At 60.0% G+C, this 24906-nt stretch carries 20 protein-coding genes and 1 pseudogene; 18 read left to right on the top strand and 3 right to left on the bottom strand.

Annotation, left to right across the window (positions count from 1 at the left end):
• Window positions 1-84: 84 nt before the first annotated feature.
• The 4 genes and pseudogenes from ACR9ZQ_RS17140 (at window position 85) to exoR (ending at window position 6105) form a co-directional block, all read left to right on the top strand.
• Window positions 85-2929: pseudogene (locus ACR9ZQ_RS17140) on the top strand (valine--tRNA ligase).
• Between the two features lie 390 nt (window positions 2930-3319).
• A complete protein-coding gene (locus ACR9ZQ_RS17135; RefSeq protein ID WP_481428357.1) occupies window positions 3320-4588 on the top strand; it encodes an OmpP1/FadL family transporter in 1269 nt (422 codons plus the stop codon).
• Between the two features lie 229 nt (window positions 4589-4817).
• Window positions 4818-5279, top strand: coding sequence for a hypothetical protein (locus ACR9ZQ_RS17130; protein ID WP_481428356.1), 462 nt, complete (start codon window positions 4818-4820; stop codon window positions 5277-5279).
• Between the two features lie 22 nt (window positions 5280-5301).
• The gene (exoR, locus tag ACR9ZQ_RS17125) at window positions 5302-6105 is read left to right on the top strand and encodes an exopolysaccharide production regulator ExoR (protein ID WP_481428355.1); all 804 of its coding nucleotides are present in this window, start codon (window positions 5302-5304) and stop codon (window positions 6103-6105) included.
• Between the two features lie 76 nt (window positions 6106-6181).
• Here the strand turns inward: exoR and xth are convergent, their stop codons facing one another.
• Window positions 6182-6973 (bottom strand): exodeoxyribonuclease III, encoded by a 792-nt coding sequence (xth, locus tag ACR9ZQ_RS17120; RefSeq protein WP_481428354.1) that lies wholly within the window; start codon window positions 6971-6973, stop codon window positions 6182-6184.
• Window positions 6974-7103: 130 nt separating this feature from the next.
• Entirely contained in the window at window positions 7104-7436 is a 333-nt protein-coding gene (gene erpA / locus ACR9ZQ_RS17115; RefSeq protein WP_112968516.1) for an iron-sulfur cluster insertion protein ErpA, read from the bottom strand.
• Between the two features lie 220 nt (window positions 7437-7656).
• Between erpA and ACR9ZQ_RS17110 the strand changes: the two genes are divergently transcribed.
• From ACR9ZQ_RS17110 to ACR9ZQ_RS17050, 13 genes are all read left to right on the top strand, one after another.
• Window positions 7657-8874, top strand: coding sequence for a deoxyguanosinetriphosphate triphosphohydrolase (locus ACR9ZQ_RS17110; RefSeq protein ID WP_481428353.1), 1218 nt, complete (start codon window positions 7657-7659; stop codon window positions 8872-8874).
• A gap of 62 nt (window positions 8875-8936) precedes the next feature.
• Entirely contained in the window at window positions 8937-10694 is a 1758-nt protein-coding gene (argS, locus tag ACR9ZQ_RS17105; RefSeq protein WP_481428352.1) for an arginine--tRNA ligase, read from the top strand.
• A gap of 62 nt (window positions 10695-10756) precedes the next feature.
• On the top strand, window positions 10757-14113 hold the full coding sequence (locus ACR9ZQ_RS17100; RefSeq protein WP_481428351.1) for an SPOR domain-containing protein: 3357 nt from the start codon (window positions 10757-10759) through the stop codon (window positions 14111-14113).
• Window positions 14114-14221: 108 nt separating this feature from the next.
• A complete protein-coding gene (gene nagZ / locus ACR9ZQ_RS17095) occupies window positions 14222-15235 on the top strand; it encodes a beta-N-acetylhexosaminidase (protein WP_481428350.1) in 1014 nt (337 codons plus the stop codon).
• Window positions 15236-15260: 25 nt separating this feature from the next.
• Window positions 15261-16121: a segregation and condensation protein A gene (locus ACR9ZQ_RS17090; RefSeq protein ID WP_310383138.1), complete on the top strand. Its 861-nt coding sequence runs from the start codon at window positions 15261-15263 to the stop codon at window positions 16119-16121.
• Window positions 16118-16840 carry an SMC-Scp complex subunit ScpB gene (scpB, locus tag ACR9ZQ_RS17085; RefSeq protein WP_481428349.1) on the top strand — a complete coding sequence of 241 codons (723 nt, stop codon included), beginning with the start codon at window positions 16118-16120 and terminating at the stop codon, window positions 16838-16840. Before ACR9ZQ_RS17090 ends, scpB begins: the two co-directional genes overlap by 4 nt.
• Before the next feature lie 183 nt (window positions 16841-17023).
• On the top strand, window positions 17024-17215 hold the full coding sequence (locus ACR9ZQ_RS17080; protein WP_007813596.1) for a twin-arginine translocase TatA/TatE family subunit: 192 nt from the start codon (window positions 17024-17026) through the stop codon (window positions 17213-17215).
• A gap of 51 nt (window positions 17216-17266) precedes the next feature.
• Window positions 17267-17911 carry a Sec-independent protein translocase protein TatB gene (gene tatB / locus ACR9ZQ_RS17075; RefSeq protein ID WP_481428348.1) on the top strand — a complete coding sequence of 215 codons (645 nt, stop codon included), beginning with the start codon at window positions 17267-17269 and terminating at the stop codon, window positions 17909-17911.
• A complete protein-coding gene (tatC, locus tag ACR9ZQ_RS17070; protein WP_481428347.1) occupies window positions 17908-18735 on the top strand; it encodes a twin-arginine translocase subunit TatC in 828 nt (275 codons plus the stop codon). Before tatB ends, tatC begins: the two co-directional genes overlap by 4 nt.
• A gap of 94 nt (window positions 18736-18829) precedes the next feature.
• The gene (gene serS / locus ACR9ZQ_RS17065) at window positions 18830-20113 is read left to right on the top strand and encodes a serine--tRNA ligase (protein ID WP_310383147.1); all 1284 of its coding nucleotides are present in this window, start codon (window positions 18830-18832) and stop codon (window positions 20111-20113) included.
• Window positions 20114-20117: 4 nt separating this feature from the next.
• Window positions 20118-20891: a 5'/3'-nucleotidase SurE gene (surE, locus tag ACR9ZQ_RS17060; RefSeq protein WP_481428346.1), complete on the top strand. Its 774-nt coding sequence runs from the start codon at window positions 20118-20120 to the stop codon at window positions 20889-20891.
• Complete coding sequence (locus ACR9ZQ_RS17055; protein WP_113322428.1) at window positions 20888-21541, top strand: protein-L-isoaspartate(D-aspartate) O-methyltransferase; 654 nt, start codon at window positions 20888-20890, stop codon at window positions 21539-21541. Before surE ends, ACR9ZQ_RS17055 begins: the two co-directional genes overlap by 4 nt.
• Before the next feature lie 162 nt (window positions 21542-21703).
• Window positions 21704-23317, top strand: a complete 1614-nt coding sequence (locus ACR9ZQ_RS17050; RefSeq protein WP_481428345.1) for a peptidoglycan DD-metalloendopeptidase family protein — start codon at window positions 21704-21706, stop codon at window positions 23315-23317.
• 132 nt (window positions 23318-23449) lie between these two features.
• On the opposite strand, the gene ACR9ZQ_RS17045 is transcribed toward ACR9ZQ_RS17050, so the two are convergent.
• Window positions 23450-24322 carry an ATP-binding protein gene (locus ACR9ZQ_RS17045; RefSeq protein ID WP_113322426.1) on the bottom strand — a complete coding sequence of 291 codons (873 nt, stop codon included), beginning with the start codon at window positions 24320-24322 and terminating at the stop codon, window positions 23450-23452.
• Between the two features lie 209 nt (window positions 24323-24531).
• Between ACR9ZQ_RS17045 and yajC the strand changes: the two genes are divergently transcribed.
• Window positions 24532-24879 (top strand): preprotein translocase subunit YajC, encoded by a 348-nt coding sequence (gene yajC / locus ACR9ZQ_RS17040; RefSeq protein ID WP_112545768.1) that lies wholly within the window; start codon window positions 24532-24534, stop codon window positions 24877-24879.
• Window positions 24880-24906 lie beyond the last annotated feature (27 nt).

The following is a 24906-nucleotide window of genomic DNA, read 5'->3' as shown; positions in this document are numbered from 1 at the left end:
TCTCCGGGGCGGCTTTTTTATTGACTTGGCCGTAACCATCCTATTTACAAAACGCCCATCCTCGAACCTCGAATTGGTCAGAAAATGCTCGAAAAGACCTACAATTCCGCCGCCGTCGAACCGAAAATCGCTGCGAAATGGGATGAGGCCGATGCCTTCCGCGCCGGCGCTAATGCCAAGCCGGGCGCCGACAGCTTCACCATCGTCATCCCGCCGCCGAACGTGACCGGTTCGCTGCACATGGGTCATGCGCTGAACAACACGCTGCAGGACGTCATGGTGCGGTTCGAGCGCATGCGCGGCAAGGATGTGCTCTGGCAGCCGGGCATGGACCATGCCGGCATCGCCACGCAGATGGTTGTCGAGCGCAAGCTGATGGAACAACAGCTTCCCGGCCGCCGCGAGATGGGCCGCGATGCCTTCATCGAAAAGGTTTGGGAGTGGAAGGGTGAATCGGGCGGCCTGATCTTCAACCAGCTGAAGCGTCTCGGCGCTTCCTGTGACTGGTCGCGTGAGCGCTTCACCATGGACGAGGGCCTGTCGCAGGCCGTTCTCGAAGTCTTTGTCACGCTCTACAAGGAAGGGCTGATCTACAAGGACAAGCGCCTCGTCAACTGGGATCCGAAGTTGCTGACGGCGATTTCCGACATGGAAGTCGAGCAGATCGAGCTCAAAGGCAATCTCTGGCATCTTCGCTATCCGCTGGAAGACGGCGTCACCTACCAGTATCCAATCGCTTTTGATGAGGAGGGCAAGCCCACCGAATTCGAAACGCGCGACTACCTCGTGGTTGCGACGACGCGGCCGGAGACGATGCTTGGCGATACCGGCGTTGCGGTTAATCCCAAGGACGAGCGTTACAAGTCGATCGTCGGCAAGCATGTCATCCTGCCGATCGTTGGCCGACGCATTCCGATCGTTGCTGACAGCTATGCCGATCCAACCGCCGGCAGCGGCGCGGTCAAGGTTACGCCGGCGCATGACTTCAACGACTTCGACGTCGGCAGGCGCACCGGGCTGCGTGTCATCAACATCATGAATGTCGACGCCACGATTACCATCAAGGACAATGAGGATTTCCTGGAAGGTCTCGATCATCCGGCCGCCTTGCATGGCGCCTGGGACCGGCTGGAAGGCCAGGATCGTTTCGCTGCACGAAAGATCATTGTCGAGATTTTCGAGGAAGCCGGCCTGCTCGATAAGATCGAGCCGCATAAGCATATGGTTCCGCATGGCGATCGTGGTGGCGTGCCGATCGAGCCGCGTTTGACCGAGCAATGGTGGGTTGACAACAAGACCCTTGCCAAGCCTGCCATTGCCTCTGTTCGCGAGGGCCGGACAAAGTTCGTCCCGAAGAACTGGGAAAATACCTATTTCCAATGGATGGACAATATCCAGCCGTGGTGCATCTCCCGTCAGCTCTGGTGGGGTCACCAGAATTCCGGCGTGGTATGGCCCGGATGGTCAGGTTTTCGTCGAGAAGACCGAAGAGGAGGCACTGCAGGCCGCCATCCAGCACTACCTGTCGCATGAAGGACCGATGAAGGCCTATGTCGAGGACCTGCTTGAGAACTTCAGGCCGGGCGAGATTCTGGTACGTGACGAAGACGTGCTCGACACCTGGTTCTCCTCGGCCCTCTGGCCGTTCTCGACACTTGGCTGGCCGGACAAGACGCCCGAACTGGAGCGATATTATCCGACCAGCGTTCTTGTCACCGGTTTCGATATCATCCCGTTCTGGGTTGTTCGCATGATGCAGATGGGCCTGCATTTCATGAAGGATGAGGACGATAACCCGGTCGAGCCGTTCCATACCGTCTATATTCACGCTCTGGTGCGCGACAAGAACGGGCAAAAGATGTCGAAGTCCAAGGGCAACGTCATCGACCCGCTCGAACTGATCGACGAATACGGTGCCGATGCGCTGCGTTTCACGCTGGCGATCATGGCAGCCCAAGGCCGCGACGTGAAGCTCGACCCGGCTCGCATCGCCGGCTACCGCAATTTCGGCACCAAGCTCTGGAACGCCACGCGCTTTGCCGAAATGAACGGCGTCAAGAGCGATCCGCATTTCGTGCCGGAAGCAGCCGAGCTCACCATCAACCGCTGGATCCTTACGGAGCTTGCTCGTACGGAACGTGACGTTACAGAAGCGCTTGAAGCCTACCGCTTCAACGATGCCGCCGGGGCGCTCTATCGTTTCGTCTGGAACCAGTTCTGCGATTGGTATCTCGAACTTCTGAAGCCGGTCTTCGGCGGTGAAGACGCGGGCGCGAAGGCCGAAGCTCAAGCCTGCAGCGCTTATGTTCTGGAAGAGATCTACAAGCTGCTGCATCCCTTCATGCCCTTCATGACTGAAGAGCTGTGGGCGCACACGGCCGGTGAGGGCCAGGAACGTGACAGCTTGCTCTGCCACGCCGAATGGCCGTCGCCGTCTTATGCCGACAATGCTGCGGCCGATGAGATCAACTGGCTGATCGACCTCGTTTCCGGCATCCGCTCGGTGCGCTCGGAAATGAACGTGCCGCCGTCGGCCACCGCGCCGCTCGTCGTCGTTGGCGCCAACAGCCTGACGCGTGAACGGCTGTTCCGCCATGATGCGGCGATCAAGCGCTTGGCGCGGGTCGACGGTATTTCACTGGCGGAATCCGCACCGAAGGGTGCTGCTCAGATCATCGTCGCAGAAGCGACCGCCTGCTTGCCGCTTGGCAATCTGATCGATCTCGCGGCGGAAAAGAGCCGTCTCGAGAAGGCGATTGCAAAGGCCGAGGGCGAGATCGCGCGCATCGACGGCAAGCTCTCGAATGAGAAGTTTGTTGCCAATGCCAACCCGGAAGTGGTGGAGGCGGAACGCGAGCGTCACGCCGAACTGACGAGCCAGATCGAAAGCCTGAGGACTGCTCTAGCGCGAGTTAGCGAAGCAGGGTAATCGCGGCTAACGAGTATATTATTCCTGAAGGCGCGTTCCCTTAGAGCGCGCCTTTTGCGTTCAAGAGTATGATGATTCTATAAAATTAGGCCTGCTAGGGTCGTTACCCCTGTGGATATCACCCATTTGGGGTATGCTGTGCGCGAAAACTGACACTGTTGTCGGTTTGATACAGCTTCCACTCTTGATGGAAAAAGAATCTAACGGACCCCTAAAAATCCACAGATGGAAGAATAGAATTTTATCCATCCGATTTTTTGACGTGCCCGTCAATTAGTTACGTAAATTAGTCATAACGCAACTTCGCGTCGCAGCGGAGCGCCTCGTTGCGATTTGTTAAGTTCACTAGCACAGTGTGATTACATCAATTGCTTGAGTGGGGGAGACACAATGGCAGCGCGTATGTTTTCCAGGGGCGTAACATCGCTCGTTATTCTTTCGGCGCTCGCTTCACCGTCCTTTGCGGGTGGTCTGGAGCGAGGCGGCTATAATATCGATCAGTTGTTCGATACCTCGCCCTTCTCGTTTCAATCGGGCGTTATATATGTCACGCCCCAGCGCAAGCTGAAGAATGCTCGCGACACGGCTGCCGGCGACGGAAATTTGAACAACCGTTCGAGCACGGCCGATGATACCGCAAACTACACGGTTCCTTATATTGGCTTCAAGGCCGGTTTGGGCGATGCGATCGACTGCCTTGTCGACTATTCCGAGCCGTTCGGCGGCCATTCCGATCCCGGTCTGAACTGGGCTGGCGCCAACAACAATATCGAGACGGAGATCAAGACTCGCAACTACGGCGGCACCTGCTCTTATCGTTTCGATGTCGGCCCGGGACAGTTGCGCTTCATTGGTGGCGGCTTCTACCAGGAGGTCGAGGGCTTCAAGGAGCGCCTCGTTGCTCCAATCGGACCGCCGGCCTCTGCAATCTATGACGGCATCGGCCGGCTGGACCTTAGCGATCAGGCATGGGGATGGCGTGCGGGCCTTGCCTACGAAATACCTGAATACGCTTTTCGAGCCAGCCTAGTTTACAACAGCAAGGTCAAATACGACAATTTGACCGGCACGGTCGACCTGACCGAAGTGCCCAAGGCCTTAAATCCGGCCAATCCTGCCCTTGGTGTCGTCACGCCCGTTTTCGGTTCCGCCGAAGCACCGGATTCGTTGGAGTTGAAGTTGCAGAGCGGTATCGCTCCGGATTGGCTCGCTTTCGGTTCGGTCAAATGGACGAACTGGAGCGTCCTTCAGTCCGTACCCTTCTGCCCGACGTCGACCAAGGGCCGTGTCGCTTGTACCTCCGGTGGCGCGACGGAACTGACCTCTCTCGATCTTCTCTATCGTGACGGTTGGACCATCACCGGTGGCGTCGGCCACAAGTTCAACGACCAATGGGCTGGTGCAGTCAGCCTGACCTGGGATCGTGGCACCAGCCAGGGCTATGGCGCTCAGACCGATAGTTGGACGCTTGGTGTCGGTGCAGCCTTCACGCCGACCGAGCATATCGAGTGGCGCGTCGCCGGTGCGGTTGGCGTGCTGACGAGTGGTTCGTCTGGCGTCGTGACACAGAATGGCGTCACGTTTGGAGATGATGTCTCCTATTCCTTTGGCAACGATCTGGTTGCTGCGCTATCGACCAGCCTAAAGGTCAAGTTTTAATTCGCTGATTTGAAGAATTGAGGAGCCCGGCAGTGCCGGGCTTTTCTTTGTTTGCCGCTCTTAATCATTCCATCTTCTCGTCTCGTTTTGTGACAATTCAGCAACACTTTTTTACGACGGTTCGCGTATGGTGTCGGCGGGGCGAATTTGTCCATTTCCCGCCACAAAGAGGGCGCAGCGCTATTAACGGGCGAGGAGATGACAAGCGTAGGTGTGCGTAAGCAGTAGCATGGGTCGAATTTTTTCCGGTAATGCCAGATATCGCGATAGCGCGGGCGAGAAGCCAGCGGCAGCAGCCGTTTTGCTTTTCGCCAAAGGCATTTCCGGCCGGAAATCCGCCCCTTCGGTAGTGTTGCAGATTTACTCGTTTCAATCATTTTCAGTCTCCCAGCATGAAGCTTCGTTCCCCACGGAAGAGTGCGATACCGGTTTGGTCACATTTGCTGTTTACGAAGACGATAAAGGCGAACGGGTGGGGACCTGGATCGCGAAAGGAGTACCGCAGGCATCACATGCGGGCCGTGCCGGAAGCCGGATGGTTCACAAGGATGTGCTGGTTTTGAAAGAGGGGCATGGGGCTGGACGCGACGCGGGTAAAGGGGCCTTGGAGCCCGCCGCGGGATCGCTCGCCTGGAAGGAATGCATCCACGCGGGCAGAACGGCGAAAAAAGCCGCCGCCAGGCGTCTGTGATGAACGAAAGAAACCGGTAAAGATGGTAACGTCCGAGTTCAGATTGTTCAAATTCATGCTGCTCAGCATGTCGATGGCCGTTTCGCTGGCCCTGGCCTGTCCGGTCCTGGCATTCGACATCAAGACGGGCGTGACGAAGGAATCGGGCCCCTTCGATCTCTTCAAATTCGGTTTCAAAGCTTACAAGAACGGTCAGAAGGAAGAGGCGGTCGAGGCCTATAAATACGCCGCCGAAAAGGGCCACACCGGTTCGCGCTGGGCGCTCGCCAATATGTATGCTGATGGCGACGGTGTCGCGCAGGACGATTTCGAGGCCTTCAAGATCTACAGTGAGATTGCACAGCAGGGCGTCGAGCCTGGCTCGGAGGATACCGGCTTCTTCATCAACGCGCTGCTGTCGCTTGCTAACTATTACAAGCACGGCATTTCCGGCAGCCCGGTGAAGATCGATCTCAATCAGGCCCGCCAGCTCTATTTCCAGGTTGCCTCCACCTTCGGCGTTCCCGAGGCGCAGTTCCAGCTTGCGCAGATGATGCTCGCTGGTGAGGGCGGCAGCGCCAACGTCAATCAGGCCAAGAAATGGCTCAATCAGGCCCGCAAGAGCGGCCATCCCGGCGCTATGGCGGTCTTCGGCAACATCCTCTTCGATGAAGGCCAGTCTGCTCGCGGTCTCGCGCTGATGACGGCGGCTCTCGACCGCTGTAAGCCGAAGGATTGCAACTGGATGCAATCGCTTCAGGAAGATGCCTTCTCGATCGCCAGCGAATCGGATCGGCGCACGGCCGTATCCCTGTCGCACACGATTGCGAGCGGTTCGGACGATTGAGTTTTTCGAGCAATTCCAGCAAAAGTGCTTAGCGGTTTTGCGTCCGGAATCGCGTAAAACGGAAATGCTTTAAATCTCAGGCAGCGAAATCGAAGTAAGCGACGACGGGCACGTGGTCCGACGGCTTTTCCCAGGCACGCACATGCTTTTCGATCGCCGCTGACGTCATGCAGTCGGCTGCTTCCGGCGACAGCATCAAATGGTCGATTCGAATGCCGTTGTTCTTCGGCCAGGCGCCGGCCTGATAATCCCAGAAGGAATAGAGTGCCGTCGCATCGGTTGCCGAACGCACCGCATCGACGAGACCGAGATTTTCCAGCCGACGGAAAGCTTGGCGCGTCTGCGGCAGGAAGAGTGCATCGCTTTCCCAGACCTTCGGGTCGAAGCAGTCATGCGGCTCGGGAATGACATTGTAGTCGCCGGCCAGAATGAAAATTTCCTCGTATTCAAGGCGCTCGGCCGCGAACTTGCGCAGCCGTTCCATCCAGGCGAGCTTGTAGGGGTATTTTTCCGTTTCCGGCGGGTTGCCGTTCGGCAGGTAGAGGCAGCAGACGCGCGCCACCTTGTTGCCGGGCAAGGAGAAGACCGCTTCGAGAAAACGCGCCTGCTCATCGAGCGGATCGCCCGGCAGGCCGCGATTGACTTCGGATGGTGAGCTCTTGGAAAGAATGGCAACGCCGTTGAAGCCCTTCTGTCCATGCGTTTCGACATGGTAACCGAGCGCCTCGATTTCCAGCCGCGGGAAGCCTTCGTCGACCGTCTTGATTTCCTGCAGGCAGACGATATCAGGACTGGAATCCTTCAGCCATTGCGTGAGGTTGTCGATACGCGCCTTGACGCCATTGATGTTCCAAGTCGCGATCTTCATGGCTTCATCCTGCTCCCTGTGCTGAACGCTCTTTTATCTCGCTCCCGCGTCAGCGGACAAGACAAGAAACCGGCCGGAAGAAAATCTTCGGCCGGTTATCAATGGAAAGTCGTTTAAAGTCGTTCTTGGATCAGATCGCGAAGCTGGTGCCGCAGCCGCAGCTTGCCACCGCGTTCGGGTTCTTGATCTGGAAGGACTGGCCGAGCAGGTTGTCGACGAAATCAATCTCGGAGCCTGCCATGTAGACTAGCGAGAGACTGTCGATCAGCACCTTGGCATCATTCTTCTCGACGACGATATCGTCGTCAGCTGCGCCATCCACAAGATCGAATTTGTAGGAAAAGCCGGAACAGCCACCACCTTCGACAGAGACGCGCAGCGCGCTCTTGCCGGGATCGCTGCCGACGATAGCGGCAATACGCTTTGCCGCGGCATCGGAAAGGGTTACATTCGCTTCAGTCATTCTTCCTCCTGCCGGGGTCAAGATCCGGAGAGAATTCTTTTTCGGCGTTTGATATTCAAACGCATGATATCAAAGAAACTTATCATGTTCCTTCGGTAAAGGACAGGATCTGGCGAAGCGGACAATGAAGCGCCTCTTTGCCGTTTCTATGAGCTATAGGTATGAAGAGCGGATAGCCGCGTCAATGGGCAAGGCTACAACGCGTTAGTGACGGTGAAGAATGAGCTTCGACAGGCATGCATTGGGTTTCGGTTATGGCGAACGGGCGGCTTATGCGGCAGATCCATGGAACTCGCGCGGGCGTCTCTATCACGAGAGCGGCAGCCCGACGCGTTCCGATTTCCAGCGAGACCGCGATCGCATCATCCATACGACCGCCTTTCGCCGGCTGAAGCATAAGACGCAGGTTTTCATCGCCCAGGACGGCGACCATTACCGCACGCGCCTGACACACACGATAGAGGTAGCACAGATTGCCCGCGCGCTTGCCCGCGCCCTGAAGGCTGACGAGGACTTGGCCGAGGGCGTGGCGCTCGTCCACGATTTCGGCCATACGCCCTTCGGCCATACCGGCGAGGATGCGCTGCATGAAGAACTGCTGCCCTATGGCGGATTCGATCACAATGCCCAATCCTTGCGCATCGTCACCAAACTCGAGCGGCGTTATGCCGAATTCGACGGCATCAATCTGACCTGGGAAAGCCTCGAAGGCCTCGTCAAGCACAATGGTCCGCTGCTGACGGCCGATGGCGTCGGCACGCGTGGACCGGTGCCGCAGCCAATTCTTGATTATTGCGAGCTGCACGATCTGGAACTTGCGAGCTATGCGAGCCTGGAAGCCCAGGCAGCAGCGATTGCTGATGATATCGCCTACAATACCCACGACATCGATGACGGTCTGCGCTCGGGCTACCTGAATTTCGAGATGCTGGAGGAAATTCCGTTCCTTGCCGGGCTAATGGCCGACGTAAGGGAGCGCTACCCGCATCTGGAGCCGAGCCGCTTCACCCATGAAATCATGCGCCGGCAGATCACGCGCATGGTCGAGGATGTCATCGGTGTGGCGCAGAAGCGCCTCGCGGAACTGAAACCGCAGAGTGCCGATGATATCCGCAAGGCCGATCATGTGATTGCGACCTTTTCGGATGAGATGGCCGAGACCGACAGGCAGATCAAGGCGATGCTCTTCAAGCGCATCTACCGGAATGCCGATATTATGCGCATCCGCGCCGGTGCCGCCCAGATCGTCAAGGATCTCTTCGGCGCCTACATGGCCAATCCCAAGGAGATGCAGAGCCATTATTGGGTCGACCATATCGCCGGCCTTTCCGATGCGCCGAAAGCGCGGCATGTCGGCGATTATCTGGCCGGCATGACGGATACTTATGCCATCAGTGCCCACAGGCGATTGTTTGACCACACTCCGGATTTGCGATAGGCAGCGGGCGCCCGGCAGCCGCCGGCAAACCTGTTGGCACAGCCTGTGCATGGAAGAATGCGATGAACCTTTTTACCGATTTTGAAGCCAGGATTAAAAACGCCCTTGAACAGCTCGATCTGGTCAAGGAAAAGCGATCCGAGCTCGATTTCGGTCGCATTGCAGTCGAGCCGCCGCGTGATGCGAGCCACGGCGATGTGGCGACCAACGCCGCCATGGTGCTTGCCAAGCCGCTCGGCACCAATCCGCGCGCGCTTGCCGAAATCATCATTGCCAAGCTGCAGGAAGACACCGACGTCGCCGAGGTTTCGGTTGCCGGCCCAGGCTTCATCAATATCAGGCTCTCCGTCGGCTACTGGCAGCGCCTGCTTGCCTCGATGATCCAGTCAGGCACCGGCTACGGCCGCTCTGGACTGGGGCAGGGCAAGAAGGTCAACGTCGAATATGTCTCGGCCAACCCGACCGGCCCGATGCATGTCGGCCATTGCCGCGGCGCCGTCGTCGGTGACGCGCTGGCAAACCTGCTTGCCTTTGCCGGCTACGATGTCGTCAAGGAATATTACATCAACGATGCCGGCTCGCAGATCGATGTGCTCGCTCGTTCCGTCTTCCTGCGTTACCGCGAGGCGCTCGGCGAGAAGATCGGCGAGATTCCGTCTGGTCTCTATCCCGGCGACTATCTGGTCCCGGTCGGAGAATCGCTCGCTGCCGAATATGGCGTGCGCCTGCACAACATGCCGGAAGAGCAGTGGATGCCGATCGTCAAGGATCGCGCCATCGAAATGATGATGGTGATGATCCGCGAGGACCTTGCCGCTCTCAACGTCCACCACGATATCTTCTTCTCCGAGCGCACGCTGCATGCCAACGGCGCGGCTGCCATTCGCACGGCGATCAACGACCTGACCTTCAAGGGCTATGTCTACAAGGGCACGCTGCCGCCACCGAAGGGCCAGCTTCATGAGGATTGGGAAGACCGCGAACAAACGCTCTTCCGCTCGACTGAAGTCGGTGACGATATCGACCGTGCGCTGATCAAGTCGGACGGTTCCTATACCTATTTCGCTGCCGACCTTGCCTACTTCAAGAACAAGTTTGACCGCGGCTTCGACGAGATGATCTATGTGCTCGGCGCCGACCATGGTGGCTACGTCAAGCGTCTCGAGGCGGTTGCGCGCGGCGTTTCCGACGGTAAGGCGAAGCTGACAGTGCTACTCTGCCAGCTCGTCAAGCTCTACCGTGACGGTGAGCCGGTGAAGATGTCGAAGCGCTCGGGCGATTTTGTCACATTGCGCGATGTCGTCGAAGAAGTCGGGCGTGATTCGGTCCGTTTCATGATGCTTTACCGCAAGAACTCGGAGCCGTTGGACTTCGATTTCGCCAAAGTAACGGAACAATCCAAAGATAATCCGGTCTTCTACGTGCAGTATGCGCATGCCCGCTGCATGTCCGTCTTCCGGCAGGCGAAGGAAGCCTTCCCGGTTCTCGCCCCGACACCGGAGCTTTTGGCGCAATCCGTTGCAGCCATTACGGATTCTGCCGAATTGCAGCTGATTGCCAAGGCTGCAGAATTCCCGCGTATCGTCGAAAGTGCAGCCCAATCTCAGGAGCCGCATCGCATCGCATTTTACCTTTATGATCTTGCCAGCGCCTTCCATGCCCACTGGAACAAAGGTAAAGATCAGCCTGAATTACGATTTGTTAACGATAAGAACCGAGAATCAAGTATTGCCAGACTTGGGCTGGTGTACGCTGTCGCGTCGGTTTTGAAGTCGGGACTTGCCATTACAGGTACTGCCGCACCGGACGAAATGCGATAACGTCACCATTTCCCCACAATGCGCTGGCATTGAAGTGTTTGCGTTTTTTGAGTGGGATGGGCATGGCTGATAAACGACTTGCGTATGACACGCGCGGTAAAGACGATATGTTTGCCGACGATGATCCGTTGGCTGAACTTGCTCGTATCGTCGGCTTTGAACCTCGAATTGCGGCCAATACTGTAGATGAGCCTCAGCGGCAGGAGCCGGTCCTCGATCTCGAGGACGAGCTTCTCCGTGAGTTCGAGCGTTACGATGCGCCGCGTCCCCTGGCTGATCTCGATCATCCGGCCGAGCCAATCGCTCAGGAAGTCGAAACCTACGACTATGTCGAGCCAGTCCACGAGGACGTGCCCTCCATCGGCGAGGAGCTCGCGCCGTCGGTTATGTCCGATTTCGAGACGCCTGTCGTCGAGCCCGAATTTCCTGAGGAAGCTGCCATAGCTCCCGAAGTAGCCGCGCCTGAACCGGTCGCAGCCGAATGGGAAGCGCCTGTCGCCACCGACTGGGCTCCCGCTCCGTCGAAGCCTGTCGCTGTTTCCGCAGAACCTCCGGTTACCTTCACGGCCTATGGTGGCGCCCGCGATCTGATCGAAGAGCTTGAGCTTTCGATCGGCGGCGCTCTTCCTGTCGCTCCGGCCGCTCAGCCGCCGGCGAAGGCGCCGCAGTGGTCGGCTGCCAGCATTCGTCTGCCGCTCGCCAATTTTCACGCGCCGCGTCGCGAAGAGCCGGTTCTTTCCGAGCCGGTCGTCGACACGCCGATTGTCGATTCACCCGTTGTTGAGCCGGCTCAGGCTCCGGTTGAAGCCTTCGCCGACGAGCCCGAGTTTGTTGCCGAGCCGGAATTGACGGTCGAACCCGAAGTGGTTGCGCCCGAGGTGATTGAAGAGCCTCTGGCGGTCGCCGCGGTTGAAGCGGCAGATTTCGAGCCGGTTGCGGCCTCCTTCGGTTTCCCGGCCGAGATTGATCGCCACGAAGAAGTCGCCCCGCCTGAAGAGCCTGTCGCAGCGTTCGAAGATGTTGCTGCCTTCGAAGGGCCGACCGAGCCTGACAATGCCGGTTTCGATCTGATCGCTGCCGCCGCCGAAGGTGACGTCCATGCCGATGCAGCGTTGACGGAAGCGCCGCCGGAGTCGGCCTTCGATGCGGATGCTTTTGATCTCGACGATCTCCTGGCTGATGTTTCCCGTTATCCCGTGCCGCAGCGTGCTGGTGCCTCCGTCGTGTCCGAACCTGTTGCCGCGACGCCTGAGACTGTTGCCACGCCACCGGTGCCGCAGCCGGTCTCGGCTCCTGCCGCGCCTGTTTTCCAGGCCCCCGTCTTTGATGCGCCCGTCTTTGAGGCCCCTGTTTTCGAAGCGCCTGTCTTCGAAGCGCCCGTTGCTCGTGCATCGGCTCAGCCGACGGTGATTGCGCCCGTGCCGATGAGCCGTGCGACGCCCGTTCTTCGCCAGCCCGAAGCGCCAAAGCCGGTCGTTCGGGAGCCGATAGAGCCGGTGTCGCAGCCTATCGCGCCAGCGCCGGTCGTCGCGCGTCAGCCGGAACTGGAGGCCGAAGATCCCTTCGCCGGCCACGATTTCGAACTGGATCTCGCCGGCATCGAGCTGGAGCTCGCCGATCTCGATTTCTCTGAGCAGCCGGCTCCACAGCCGAAGCCCGAGCCCGTGCGTGCAGCGCCCGTGGTCGCAGCGCAGCCAGCGCCGCGTCCGCAGCTGCAATCCGCACCGGTTTTCGTGCCGGAGCCGCAGCCTGCTCCGGTGAGCTACGCCAAGCCGGCGCCGTCAAACGAATCTACGGACGATCTGCCCTTCGATCCCTCGATGATCTCCGATCCGGAAGAACGTCCCGAGACGGTCGAGGACATGCATGTTCCGACGCTGCCGCCTGTCGAGCATACGGAGCCGGTCGCCAAGACCGCCGACTTCGATTTCGATCTCGATGCCGAGATCGCAAGCTTCTTCGAGCCCGCCAAGCGGCAGGAAAAGGCGCCGGTCGCCCCTGCCTGGGCGCCTCCGGCCGCTGCTGCATCGGCCGCCGCTGCGGTCAAACCGGCAAGCACCGCCTTCGCCGACGGTCTTGATGATTTCGAACGCGCGCTGGAAGAGGACTTCCGCCGCAGTGTGCGCGAGCCGGTCGAGCGCCGCGAGAACGTTTCTGAAGTCCATATCGAATCCGCAAGCCAGACTGCCGATTTCAACCGCGCTCGCTCCATGCGCCGCCTGCTGGCTGCAGCCGCCATGCTGGTCGTTTTTGCCGGTGGCGCTTACGGCGTCTACAGCTGGGTGTCCAACGGTGCCGGCCTCAGCATCGCCGGCTCCGGCGAGCCGCGCGTCATCACGGCCGACAAGGACCCGGTGAAGGTCGCTCCCGAAAATCCGGGCGGCAAGACCGTGCCGAACCAGGACAAGGCCGTCTATGATCGTGTCGCTGGTGCCGCCGAAGAGCCGAAGCAGAAGGCTCTGGTCTCCTCCGATGAACAGCCGGTCGATGTCGTTCAGCGCACGCTGACGCCTGAAGTCTCGCCTGATGACGATGAAGGCAATGGCGATTCCGTGCTGCCGACTGCCGTCGGCGAGACGCAGGATCCGCGCCTGCTGCCCGACCACAACGCGACCGCAGATGCGTCCGCTGCCGATGACGATGCAACGCCATCAGTCTCGCCGCGCAAGGTCCGCACGATGATCGTCAAGCCGGACGGTACGCTCGTTGCCCGCGAAGAGCCGGCACCTGCCGAGCAATCCGCGCCGGCAAAGGAAGTCGCATCGGCAACGCCTGCAGCCCAGCCGGCCGCAACACCGTCTGCTGCAAGCTTCCCGGCCAGCACCGGCAATCAGAACGGCAATCACGTCGCGTCCACCGCTCTTCCGCCTGTCGGAACGACGCCTGCAGCTCAGACGGCCAAGGTGGCTGAGGTGAACGCTGCCAACGCAAATCAGGTTGATCCGCCGGTTCGCGCAGTCAAGACGACACCGATCACTGATGCAGCGTCGGCTGCTCCGACCGATACTGCGCCCGTCCCGACGGCTCGCCCGGCCGAACAGCCGGTCAATGTCGTCGGCACGGTAACCGAAAACGGCAATGTCCGCCCGACGGCTCAGCAGAAGCCGACACAGGTCGCTTCCGCGCCGGCAGCAGCCGCTGCCCCGCCGGCACAGCAGGCTCCGGCCGCCGCAAGCGGTGGCTACGGCATCCAGATCGCATCGCTGCCGTCAGAGGATGAGGCAAAGAAGTCCTACGCCAGCCTGTCGAAGAAGTTCGCTGGCGTACTCGGTGGCCGCGCTTACGAAATCCGCAAGGCCGATATTGCCGGCAAGGGCACTTTCTACCGCGTCCGCGTCCCAGCCGGCTCGAAGGATGAAGCTGCCGCCCTTTGCGAACAGTATCGCTCCGCCGGCGGAAGCTGCCTGATCTCGCGCTGAGCTTTCTGGCTAGTCTTATCGGAGCGGCGGGCTTGTCCCGCCGTTCTTTTTTGTGGGATCGCGCTTGAGCTTGCTCGCAATTCGCGGGGTGGCCCTTATGATTCGAGTATGACCGAATCAAAAGCAATGATCCTCGGCTGCAGCGGCCTCAAGCTGACCGACGAAGAGAAAGCCTTCTACAAGGCTGAACGCCCCTGGGGCTTCATCCTCTTCGGGCGAAATATTTCCGAAGCCCAGCAGATCCGCGATCTCGTTGCCGAGCTGCGTGAATGCGTTGGCTGGCATGCGCCTGTGCTGATCGATCAAGAAGGCGGCCGCGTCCAGCGCATCCGCCCGCCGATACTGCAGCACTATCCGCCGGGACAGGCGCTTGGCGATCTCTATCGCCGCGACCGGGCGCTTGGGCTGCGCGCCGCCTGGCTGATGTCGCGCCTGCATGCCTTCGATCTCCTGAGGTTCGGCATCAATGTCGATTGCCTGCCGGTGCTGGACGTACCGGTCGAAGGCAGCAGCAATGTCATCGGCAACAGGGCCTATGGCGGCGATCCCGTCACCGTCACGGAAATGGGCGGGGCCGCCGCAGAGGGACTGAAAGCCGGAGGCCTGCTGCCGGTCATGAAGCACATGCCAGGGCATGGGCGTGGTTTTGCGGATTCACATCTGGAGCTGCCCGTTGTAACGGTGTCGCGCGAGGAGCTGGAAGCGCACGACTTCCCGCCCTTCGTTGCCATGAAGGACGAGCTGATGGCGATGACGTGCCATGTCGTCTTCACGGCCATCGACCCGGATAATCCGGCGACCACCTCCCGCAAGGTGATCGATGAGGTGATCCGCACCGAGATCGGCTTCAAGGGACTGCTGCTGTCGGACGACACCTCGATGAACGCGCTTGCCGGCACGATTGGCGAACGAGCGGCGAATATCATTGCAGGCGGCTGTGATATCGTGCTGCACTGCAACGGCCATATGGACGAGATGCGTGAGGTCGTGGCAAATGTTCCGCCGCTGACAGGTCTTGCGCGCGAGCGGGCACGACTGGTCGAGGAAGGTTTCCCGACGGCCGATGCTACGGACGAGGCAACGATAAGAGCAGAATTCGACGCGATGTTTGCGACAGCATGAGCAGGGGCCGGAAAGGCAGGGTAGGGTGAACACGATCAAGGGCACGGAGCGGTCTCAGGCGGCGGCAACGCCGATGGACAAGCTGTGGCAGGAGAATGGCGCCGAGCGCGCTACTCATGAGCCGGCACTCGTCATCGACGTCGCCGGCTTCGAAGGCCCGCTCGATCTCCTGCTTTATCTGGCTCGCAACCAGAAGGTCGATCTTTCGCGCATTTCCGTCCTTGCCCTTGCCGAGCAGTATCTGCAATTCGTCGAAAGCGCGCGGCGTATCCGCATCGAGCTCGCCGCCGATTATCTCGTTATGGCGGCTTGGCTTGCTTACCTGAAATCGCGACTGCTGATCCCGCAGCAGATCAAGGACGACGGCCCTTCAGGTGAGGAGATGGCTGCAACGCTCGCCTTCCGCCTGAAGCGGTTGGAAGCGATGCGCCAGGTGGCCGACGGTCTCGTCAACCGCAACCGGCTCGGCCGGGATATTTTTGTCCGCGGCGCGCCGGAGCATATCCCGGATCGCCAGCAGTCCGATTATGTTGCCAACCTCTACGACCTCTTGAGCGCCTATGCGGCGTTGCGCCAGCGCCACGCGATCACCCAGGTGACGATCGAGCGCCGCAATGTCTGGTCGCTTACCGATGCCCGTGAACTGCTGACCCAGCTAATCGGCGATATCGTCGACTGGACGGCGCTCGAACAATATCTGCTGCGTTATCTCGCCAGTCCCGCCGAGCGCGTCACTGCCGTCGCCAGCGCATTTGCCGCCTCGCTGGAGCTGGTGCGCGAAGGGAAGCTCGAAATACGCCAGGACGGCGCCTTCCAGCCGATCTATATGCGCCGCGGCCCGAAACATGCCACCTTGCAAGTGGTCGAACAGGAGCAGTCGGATTGATCGACGTGCAAGACGATGACTTTGAAGGCGAAGACGGGGAAGGCGAGGGCATTGTCCGCGATCTGCAGGCTGAAATAGAGGCGGAGCGCATAGCCGAAGCGTTGGTTTTCGCCTCCGCCCAGCCGGTATCCGAAGGCTTCATCACCGAACGTCTGCCAAAGGGATTTAACGCGCATGAGATCATGCTGCGCCTGAAGGAGCAATACGCGCCGCGCGGCGTCAATCTCGTGCAGGTCGACAGCGCCTGGGCCTTCCGCACAGCGGCTGATCTTTCCTTCGTCATCCGTCGCGACGAGAACGAGGTCAAGAAACTCTCTCGCGCAGCACTGGAAGTGCTTGCGATCATTGCCTATCACCAGCCGGTGACGCGCGCCGAGATCGAGGACATAAGAGGCGTCCAGACCTCCCGCGGCACTCTCGATGTGCTGATGGAGGCGGGCTGGGTGCGTTTCCGTGGCCGCCGCCGCACGCCGGGCCGGCCTGTTACGCTCGGCACGACGCGAGATTTTCTCGACCATTTCGGCCTTGAGGAATTGCGCGACTTGCCGGGCCTTGAAGAGCTGAAGGGTGCCGGCCTCCTGTCCGGCCGCATCCCCGCTAATTTCAATATTCCTTCGCCCCTCATGAACGACGAACTGACCGAGGATGAGGATCCGATCACCCAGATGGATCTCGAGGAACTCGGACTGCTGGCCCCCGGCGGCGCGTCCGAGGAATAACGAAGCTTGGTCTTGCTTTTGCCACGCCCGCGCAAAACAATGTCAATCACGACTTTTCGATGGATGAATGACTTGTCACAAAGGCCGATACCGTGACATTAAGCTCAATCCAGAAGGATTGATGTTGGAAACCGTATTGGAAATTCTTACATCGAGGGAACATCGCAACAGGGAGTATGGGTAATGGGTTCTTTTAGCATGTGGCACTGGCTGATCGTTCTGGCCATCGTGCTTTTGTTGTTCGGTCGCGGCAAGATCCCGGAACTGATGGGCGACGTTGCCAAGGGCATCAAGAGCTTCAAAAAGGGCATGACGGACGAAGACGCGCCGGAAGCAGCAAAGACCGTCGATCACAAGGCCGACGAAACGAAGTAATCACGTACGGGAAAGGGCGCTGCCCCCGCGCCGCCCGTTCAGGAGCCTTGCATGTTCGATATTGGCTGGACCGAACTTTTGGTTATCGCGGTCGTTCTGATCGTGGTTGTCGGTCCCAAGGATCTGCCACCGATGCTGCGCGCTTTCGGCAAGATGACGGCACGCGCCCGTAAGGTCGCGGGTGAGTTTCGTGCCCAGTTCGACGAAGCGCTGCGCGAAGCCGAGCTTGACGACGTGCGTAGCACGATCAGCGACGCCCAGAAGCTCAACCCGGTCAACAGCCTGCGCGAGGCGATGAACCCGCTGCGCCAGATGGGGAACGAGATCAAGGCCGACCTGCAGAATTCGACGAAGGTCGAGAAGCCGGCAGAACAGCGCCCGCTAGAGCAGGGAGCCGAGACTGCGACGGAAGTGCCGCCTGCGGAATTTTCCGCGCCGGCGCCGTCCATGAGCCTGCCGGAAACACCGCCGGTCGTTCCTGCGCCGCAGCCGTTCGCTGCCGCCACTGTTGCTCCGGTCGCCGTGGCCGAAAAGCCGAAGGCCGTGCGCAAGCCGCGCGTGAAGGCTGCAGACAAGGCTGATGCCGTTGCATTGGTCGCGGCACCGGCCGCCGAGAAGCCGAAGCGCGCTGCCGCTACAAAGAAGCCGGCCGCTGTCGCAAAGCCGGCCGCCAAAAAGAAGAAGGATGAGGCATGAGCGGTGATACACAAGACAAGCCGCAGCCGTTGATCGAGCACCTGATGGAGCTGCGCACGCGGCTGATCTGGTCGATCGCCGCCTTCTTCATCGCCTTCATCGCGTGCTTCATTTTCGCCAAGCACATCTTCAATTACCTCGTCTATCCCTACAAGCTTGCTGTCAGCTGGGCCCATCTCGATGTCGAGAAGGCGCAGCTGATCTATACGGCGCCGCAGGAATTCTTCTTCACGCAGGTCAAGGTCGCCATGTTCGGCGGTCTTGTGATCGCCTTCCCGATCATCGCCGCGCAGATCTACAAGTTCGTGGCGCCTGGCCTCTACAAGAACGAACGGCAGGCTTTCCTGCCGTTCCTGATCGCATCGCCGATCCTGTTTCTCATGGGTGGCGCGCTGGTCTATTTCTTCTTCACGCCGATGGTCATGTGGTTCTTCCTGTCGATGCAGCAGGCGCCGGGCCATGACGAAGTGGCGATCTCGCTCCTGCCGAAGGTCTCGGAATATCTAAGCCTCATCATGACGCTCGTCTTCTCCTTCGGCCTCGTCTTTCAGCTGCCGGTCATCACCACGCTTCTGGCCCGCGTCGGTCTTCTGACGTCGCAATGGCTCTCTGAGAAGCGCAAGTTCGCGATCGTGCTTGCCTTCGTCGTGGCCGCGGTCCTGACGCCGCCCGATCCCATGTCCCAGATCGGTCTTGCGCTGCCGACGATCCTTCTCTACGAGATTTCCATCTACGCGGCACAACTCGTGGAGCGTCAGCGTTCCAAACAGGCGCTTGAAGAGGCCAGCGAATCCTCTGACGTCGCCAAGACGGACAGCGTCTGAGCGCATCAGGACATTTCACTGAGTTCTGCCGTTTCCCATCCGGTCGGGGTTTTCTCCGACCGGTTCATTCCTGTTGAAACGATCTGGAACGACGATGCTCGATATCAAATGGATCCGTGAGAATCCCGAGGCCCTCGATGCCGCCCTTGCAAAGCGCGGAGCGGAGCCTCAGTCGCAATCTCTCATCGCCCTTGACGAGAAGCGCCGCTCCGCCGTGCAGAAGGCGCAGGATCTGCTGTCCCGCCGCAACACCGCCTCCAAGGAGATCGGTGCGGCCATGGCGCAGAAGAACGCCGAGCTTGCCGACAAGCTGAAGGGCGAGGTCGCCGAGATCAAGGAAACGCTGCCGGCTGCCGAAGAGGAAGAGCGTGCACTTTCCGCCGAGCTCAACGACCAGCTTTCGCGCATCCCGAACGTGCCGCTCGATGAGGTGCCTGTCGGCAAGGACGAGCACGACAATGTCGTGACGCGTATCGTCGGCGAAAGGCCGCGCTGGAACCACGCGCCGAAGGAGCATTTCGAAATCGGCGAAGCCCTCGGCTATATGGATTTCGAACGGGCCACCAAGCTCTCCGGTTCGCGCTTCACGGTGTTGACCGGCCCGCTCGCCAAGCTGGAACGCGCGCTCGGCCAGTTCATGATCGACCTCCACACGACCGAACACGGCTATACCGAAGTGTCTTCGCCGTTGATGGTGCGGGGCGAGGCACTGTTCGGCACCGGCAACCTGCCGAAGTTCGAGGAAGATCTCTTCAAGACGACGGATGGTCGTTACCTCATCCCGACCGCGGAAGTGACGCTGACCAACCTGGTTCGTGAAGAAATCCTCGATCAGGAAAAGCTGCCGCTGCGCTTCACTGCTCTTACGCCATCCTTCCGTTCGGAGGCGGGATCTGCCGGCCGCGATACCCGTGGCATGCTGCGCCAGCACCAGTTCTGGAAGTGCGAGCTGGTCTCGATCACCGACGCCGAGAGCTCGCTCGCCGAACATGAGCGCATGACGGCCTGCGCCGAAGAAGTGTTGAAGCGCCTGGGTCTGCATTTCCGCACGATGACGCTTTGCACGGGCGACATGGGCTTCGGCTCGCGCAAGACCTATGACCTCGAAGTCTGGCTGCCGGGTCAGAACACTTTCCGCGAGATCTCGTCCTGCTCTGTCTGCGGCGATTTCCAGGCGCGGCGCATGAACGCCCGCTATCGTGGCAAGGACGACAAGGCGACGAAGTTCGTTCATACGCTGAACGGCTCCGGTACGGCTGTCGGCCGCTGCCTGATCGCGGTCTTGGAAAATTATCTGAACGAGGATGGTTCGGTCACGATTCCGGACGTTTTGCAGCCCTATATGGGCGGCCTGACGAAGATCGAACGGGCGGCTTGAGACCATGCGCATCCTGCTGACGAATGACGACGGTATCCATGCCGAGGGCTTGGGTGCGCTGGAACGGATCGCAAGGGCGCTTTCTGACGATGTCTGGATTGTCGCCCCCGAAACCGACCAGAGCGGCCTTGCGCATTCGCTCAGCCTTTCGGAGCCGTTGCGGCTCCGGAAGATTTCCGACAAACACTATGCGCTCCGCGGCACGCCGACCGATTGCGTCATCATGGGCATCAAGCAGGTGCTGGATATCAAGCCGGACCTCGTTTTGTCCGGCGTGAACTCCGGCTCCAACGTCGCCGACGACGTGACCTATTCCGGCACCATCGCCGGCGCCATCGAAGGCACGATGCAGGGCGTGCGCTCCTTCGCCCTCAGTCAGGCCTATATCTATGATGACGGTGCCCGCATCCTGCCCTGGGAGGTGTGCGAGGCTCACGCTCCGGCGCTGCTCGAAAAGCTGATGACGGTCGATCTTCCTGAGGGCACCTTCCTGAACCTCAACTTCCCCAACTGTCGTCCCGATGAAGTCGAGGGCGTTGAAGTGACCGCGCAAGGCAAGCTTGCCTTCAACCTGCAGGTCGATGCGCGCACGGATGGTCGTGGCTTCCCCTATTACTGGCTGAAATTCGGCGAACGCGCCGGCGCCTTTACCGAGGGCAGCGATATTCACGCCCTCAAGCATAATAAGATTTCGGTAACACCTTTGAAACTTGATCTGACCGATTATTCCGTGACGGACCGCGTGGCGCGGGCCCTCGGATACGGAGTAAAGGGTTGACGGCAAAACTGGCCGAGAAGGAAGGCTTCGCAGCGCTGGTCTTGAGATTGCGCGCGGAAGGCATTTCCGACATCGATTTGCTGACGGCTGTCGAGCAGACGCCGCGCTCGCTTTTCGTCCCGCCGCAATTTACCGAGAACGCCTATTCTAGCCGCACGATCCCGATCGAGTGCGGCTCATTTCTGGAGGGCGTCGATTTCGCCGTCCGTCTTTTGCATCACCTGAAGGTCCGCCCCGGTCAGCGCGTACTCGAGATCGGCACGGGCAGCGGCTTTACCGCGGCGGTTATCGGTCGCATTGCAGAACGCGTGCTGACGGTCGATCGCTACAAGACGCTGACGCTTTCGGCCCAGCGCCGCATGGAAAAGCTCAGCCTGCGCAGCGTCATCATCCGCCAGGCCGATGGCAGCGGCGGCATGCAGGGCGAGGGCACTTTTGACCGCATCCTCGTTACGGCCGCTTTCAATTCCATGCCGCGCTTCTATGCCGATCAGCTGGTGTCCGGCGGTTCCATGATTGCGCCGCTGATGATCTCCGAGAATGAATGCCGCATGGTGCGGCTGACAAAGACCGGCAGCCGCTTCGAGCGGGAAGAGCTCTTCGACGCTCCCTATCTGCCGATTGTTCCAAGGCTTGCTTCGCAGCTCTAGACCGGCAGCTCGCAAGGCCCGGCGGGCTATGATTTTTCGCCCGCAAACTTATGGTTATCAAGTTCTCAAAAATATAGCACTGATTCCAGCGCCTTAACCGCATGGTAACACTAACGCGCTTTAATAGATTCACAAATGGTTGCGTTCTAAGTGGGTCGAGTCATGCGTTTCAGTCTTTCGCCGAAGTTCGGGAAATCGGCCGGCAATTTTCTGGTCGTCGCCTTGCTGGCGAGTGCAGCAACAGGCTGCAGCTCCGATGTAACACGTTTCGGCAATCTGTTTTCTTCCTCCGGGCAGGATCAGATGACGACGAATTCGATCCCGCGCAGGGGTTTCAACGGGCCGCAGGGCGACCCGGTGCCGCGCGCCGATCTTGGTGGTTCGGCCATGCAGCCGTCTTACGCTCAGAACAATACGATGAGCCAGCCCTATCCGGGCCGCCCGAGCTATGATCCGGTTGCCACATCCGGCTCCGCCGCACGGATGGCATCCGCACCGGTTTCCGTTCAGCGCACCGAACTCGCTCCGCCGAGCGCAGGGTCCGTTTCTCCCCGTCAGCGGGAAAGAGACGTTGCGCTTGCCCAGCCGTTTCCAGCCGCTCCGAAGCCCGATCGCATTGCTCCGGCGGGCATGAATGCGCCGAGAGTTACTCCCGATACGCTGACGACGGGCACGACGCCGAAGGTTTCGGGCTGGTCGGGGACCAATGCTCCGTCGGTCACGCTGCGTCCGGGTGAAAACATCGCTGTCCTTTCCCGCCGCTACGGCGTTCCGGAAAAGGAAATCCTGCGTGTCAACAATCTGAAGACGGCTTCAGCTGCGCAGCCCGGCCAGGCGATCCTCATCCCGACCTTCAACGGCGGCAACAATGCTGCCAAGGCTGCAGCTCAGTCCGCCGACCTTTCCAAGCCCGGCAACCTGCCGCAGCCGACGAAGGGCCAGGAGCAGAAGGTTGCTGTCGTTCCGGGTGCCAATTCGGCTCGCGACAAGACTGTCGCGAGTGCAGATCCAACGGGCAAAGCTCCTCCGGCAGGCGGCAAGAATCCGAATGGTGCTGCGGGAACCTACACAGTCAAGCAGGGTGACTCGCTAGCCAAGATCGCCAAGGCGACGGGTGCCAACATCGACGATATCAAGGCAGCCAACAATCTGTCGGCGAGCTCGATCCGCATCGGCCAGGAGTTGAAGATCCCGAACGGCGGAGCTTCTGCCGACACGATCAAGACGGCCTCCATCCCGGCGCAGAAGGTCGAGCAGGTCAAGCCTGCCCAGCCGGCGAGCCCCCCGGTCCAGACGGCCTCCGCGCAGCCGGCGCCCTACAAGGCCCCTGCCGCCACGCAGACAGTCGATGACGTCGAGAAGAAGTCCGATGTCAGCGCTGCTGCTCCTGAAGCCACCGGCATCGGCAAATATCGCTGGCCGGTTCGCGGCCAGGTGATCGCTGCCTATGGCGCCAACGTCAACGGCAGCCGCAATGATGGCATCGATATCTCGGTTCCGCAGGGGACTGCGATCAAGGCTGCCGAAAACGGCGTTGTCATCTATGCCGGTAATGGCCTGAAGGAACTCGGCAACACGGTTCTCGTCCGTCACGACGACGGCACCGTCACCGTCTACGGCAATGCCGATACGCTGAGCGTTACCCGCGGCCAGAAGATCCAGCGTGGCCAGACGGTCGCCATGTCGGGCATGAGCGGCAACGTCAAGCAGCCGCAGGTTCACTTTGAGGTTCGCAAGGATGCGTCCCCGGTCAACCCCATGACATTTCTTGAATAGGTGAGATTTCTGAGCAGGTAGAGCGTCTCAGGAAAGTGCAAAAGCCCGGCCAGCAGCCGGGCTTTTGTCGTTTTAGGCGTGTCGCCCAAAGTCCGCAGTGGTTTTGCTAGAACGACACGCGTGAGGAAATGCTCAAGCGCGGTCGAGATGGACGCGCATGCGGCCGGCCAGATCCTGGATATATTGCCAGGCAACGCGACCGGAGCGGGCGCCGCGGGTCGTTGCCCATTCCAGCGCCTCGGCATGCATCCTCTCGCGCTCAAGGCCGAGCTTGAAGTGTTCGGCGTAGCCGTCGATCATCGTCAGATAATCTTCCTGGCTGCATTTGTGGAAGCCGAGCCACAGGCCGAAGCGGTCCGAGAGTGACACCTTCTCCTCGACGGCTTCGGACGGATTGATTGCCGTCGACTGCTCGTTTTCCATCATGTGGCGCGGCAGCAGGTGGCGCCGGTTGGACGTGGCATAGAACAGCACATTGTCCGGCCGCCCTTCCACGCCGCCATCGAGCGCCGCCTTGAGCGACTTATAGGCGGTATCGTCGTGGTCGAAGGAGAGGTCGTCGCAGAAGACGATAACGCGATGCGGCGTATCCTTGAGGAGGTCGAGGAGCGTCGGCAGGCTGGCAATATCTTCGCGATGCACTTCGACGAGTTTCAACGATACGCTGCTCTCGCGGCGCACATCTTCATGCACGGCCTTGACCAGCGAGGACTTGCCCATGCCACGCGCGCCCCAGAGCAGCACGTTGTTGGCTGCATAGCCCTCGGCAAAACGCACGGTGTTTTCGTGCAGGATGTCGCGCACGTGATCGACGCCACGGATAAGCTTTAGCGCCACGCGATTGGGACGCCTGACGGGCTGCAGATAATGGCGCGCAGGGGACCAGACGAAACAGTCAGCGGCGTTCCAGTCATTGGCAGCGGGCGCCGGTCCCGCCAGCCGTTCGACCGCATCCGCAAGCCTCTTCAGCTCCTGAAGCAGAACACTATTGATTTCTTCGGCCATCGGGTGCCTCCTTCATAGATTGCAGCGATAATCCGCTTTCGCTTTTTTGATGCCGGGTAGCATGGCCTTTCCACAGCGGAAAGGTTATGAGGCAGCGGAATCGGTACGCTTTCCGGCTGTTTTTGTTGCATTCATAAAGGCTGCAACTATAGTCCGGCGACTTGAAAAGAGAGGCGGGGTTCCGCCGCCCATAGCCTGAGGAGCTTAGCATGTTTATCACCCCGGCATTTGCCCAGAGCGCAACTGACGCCACGAGTGCTTTCGGCGGCTCAGGCCTCGAAATGATCATCCTATTCGTGCCGCTGATGGTGGTCTGGTATTTCCTGCTCATCCGCCCGCAGCGCGCGCAGGCCAAGAAGCGTGAGGAGACCTTGAAGGCGATCCGTCGCGGCGACCAGATCGTTACCGGCGGCGGCCTCGTTGGCAAGGTCACGAAGGTTGTCGACGAGAAGGAAGTCGAAGTCGAAATCGCCGAAGGCGTGCGCGTGCGCATCGTCCGCACCGGCATTTCCGAAATCCGCGTAAAGGGCGAGCCGGTCAAGGCCGACGCTGCTTAACATGCGATAGCAACACCCGCCGGATCG

It is taken from the genome of Rhizobium sp. KNZ14-9A, assembly GCF_056755015.1.
The sequence above is the reverse complement of the archived record's forward strand: the minus strand, read 5'-3'. Positions and strand labels throughout refer to the sequence as shown.